The following is a 2,790-nucleotide window of genomic DNA, read 5'->3' on the forward strand; positions in this document are numbered from 1 at the left end:
CGTCTCGTGCTCCGCCCCCCGGTGCCGGTTCTGGTGTGGGCCTCTCCGCCCCCCCATAACCCCAAAAGACTCACGGCCCCGTTATCAGCTGAAGCGTGCCTACTTGCCGAAGCCCGCCTTGCGGAGGGCGTCGGCCATCGATCCGGCGGGCGCGTCGTTGCGCTGTCCGCGCTGGCCTCCGCGCCCCTGGCCGCCTCGGCCTTGGCCGCCGCGACCCTGACCGCCCTGGCCGCCGCCTTGACCACGGCCGCCGCCGTTGCGGCCGCCGCCGCCCTGGCCGCGACCGCCGCCCTGGCCTCGGCCGGAGTCGCGGTCCTGGCGGCCTCCGGCGCCCGGCTCGTCGTCCAGGCGCAGCGTCAGCGAGATCCGCTTGCGCGGGATGTCCACGTCGAGGACCTTCACGCGGACGATGTCGCCGGACTTCACCACGTCGCGCGGGTCGTTGACGAAGTTCTTCGACATCGCCGACACGTGCACCAGGCCGTCCTGGTGCACGCCCACGTCCACGAACGCGCCGAACGCCGCCACGTTCGTGACCACGCCCTCCAGCGTCATGCCCGGCTTCAGGTCGGCGATCTTCTCGACGCCGTCCGCGAACGTCGCCGTCTTGAACTCCGGTCGCGGGTCGCGGCCCGGCTTGTCCAGCTCCGCGAGGATGTCCGTGACCGTCGGCAGGCCGAAGCTGTCGTCCACGAAGTCCTGCGGCCGCAACGACTTCAGCACCTTCGCGTTCCCGATCAGCCCGGTCATCTCACCGCCGGTGCTGCCCAGGATCCGGTGCACCACCGGGTAGGCCTCCGGGTGCACCGCCGAGGAGTCCAGCGGGTCGTCGCCGTCCGGGATCCGCAGGAAGCCCGCGCACTGCTCGAACGCCTTCGGCCCCAGCCGCGCCACGTCCTTGAGCGCCTTGCGGGTCCGGAACGGGCCGTTGGTGTCGCGGTGGTGGACGATGTTGTCCGCCAGCCCCTCGCTGATGCCCGACACGCGGGTCAGCAGCGGCGACGACGCCGTGTTCACGTCCACGCCGACCGCGTTCACGCAGTCCTCGACTACCGCGTCCAGCGAACGCGACAGCTTCGTCTCCGAGATGTCGTGCTGGTACTGGCCGACGCCGATCGACTTCGGGTCGATCTTCACCAGCTCCGCCAGCGGATCCTGCAGGCGCCGGGCGATCGACACCGCGCCGCGCAGCGACACGTCCAGCTCCGGCAGTTCCCGCGACGCGTAAGCCGACGCCGAGTACACCGACGCGCCCGCCTCGGACACCGAGATCTTGGTGAGCTTCAGGTCCGGGTTCTGGCTGATCAGGTCGCCCGCCAGCTTGTCCGTCTCGCGGGACGCCGTGCCGTTGCCGATCGCGATCAGGTCAACGTTGTGCGCCTTGGCCAGCGTCGCGAGCTTCGCCAACGCCTGGTCCCACTGCCGCTGCGGCTGGTGCGGGTAGATCGTGTCAGTCGCGACGACCTTGCCGGTGCCGTCGACGATCGCGACCTTCACACCGGTCCGGAAGCCCGGGTCCAGGCCCATCGTGGCGCGCGATCCGGCAGGCGCGGCCAGCAGCAGGTCGCGCAGGTTCGCCGCGAACACCCGGACCGCCTCGTCCTCGGCGTTCTGCCGCAGCCGCAGCCGCAGGTCCACGCTCAGCCGCGTCAGGACGCGGGTGCGCCACGCCCAGCGGACCACATCGGACAGCCACTTGTCGGCCGGGCGGCCCTGCGCGGCGATGCCGAACTGCTGCGCGATCCGCAGCTCGTAGTCGGTCGGGCCGACCTGCTCCGCGCCGTCGTCGGGCTCCAGGGACAGCTCCAGGGCCTCTTCGTTCTCGCCGCGGAACAGCGCCAGGATGCGGTGCGACGGCAGGTCCGCGAAGCCCTCGGAGAACTCGAAGTAGTCGGCGAACTTCGCGCCTTCCTCCTCCTTGCCCTCGCGCACCTTGGAGACCATCCGGCCGCGCGTCCACACCTTCTCGCGCAGCTCGCCGATCAGGTCGGCGTCCTCGGAGAACCGCTCGACCAGGATCGAGCGCGCGCCGTCCAGCGCGGCCTGGGCGTCGGCGACGCCCTTCTCGGCGTCCACGAAACCGGCCGCGGTCTCCTGCGGGTCGTTGCTCGGGTCCGACAGCAGCCGGTCCGCCAGCGGCTCCAGGCCCGCCTCGATGGCGATCTGGGCCTTCGTGCGGCGCTTGGGCTTGTACGGGAGGTAGATGTCCTCCAGCCGTGCCTTCGAGTCCGCCGCGTTGACCTGCGCTTCCAGGTCGTCGGTCAGCTTGCCCTGCGAGCGGATCGATTCCAGCACCGTCGCGCGCCGCTCTTCCAGCTCGCGCAGGTAGCGCAACCGCTCTTCGAGCGTGCGCAGCTGGGCGTCGTCGAGGGCGCCGGTCGCTTCCTTTCGGTAGCGCGCGATGAACGGCACAGTCGCCCCGCCGTCGAGCAAGTCGACGGCAGACTGCACCTGGCGCTCGCGGACGCCGAGCTCCTCGGCGATCTTCTGATGAACAGTCGTCACGTTGCTGATTCCGCCTTCTCTGCGAGCTTCGCCAGATCCGACCGAGCATTCTGCCGGACACCGCCCGCGCGCAACTTCGGCACTCACGTCGGCGTGTCGGGCGTCGCCTACCGAGAGCGCGCGATCACCGCGGGTCCACCTGGGGTGCTGAGTGGCGGGGGGGGGGGGGGCGCCGGGCGCGCGAGGGCCGCCCCGGCGGGCAGCGGCGCAGGCGCCGTGCCGACGCAGAACCGAGAGGAACGACGGGGGGCGGGCGCGGGCGGGGCGGGGGGGCGGGGGGAGAGA

1 protein-coding gene is annotated in these 2,790 nt (G+C 71.6%); it reads right to left on the minus strand.

What is annotated here, in order from left to right:
• Positions 1-99: 99 nt before the first annotated feature.
• On the minus strand, positions 100-2,505 hold the full coding sequence (locus AB0I53_RS39940; protein ID WP_358614255.1) for a Tex family protein: 2,406 nt from the start codon (positions 2,503-2,505) through the stop codon (positions 100-102).
• Positions 2,506-2,790: the final 285 nt, after the last annotated feature.

The sequence above is a fragment of the Saccharopolyspora sp. NPDC050389 genome (genome assembly GCF_040655595.1).
Lineage (GTDB): Bacteria > Actinomycetota > Actinomycetes > Mycobacteriales > Pseudonocardiaceae > Saccharopolyspora.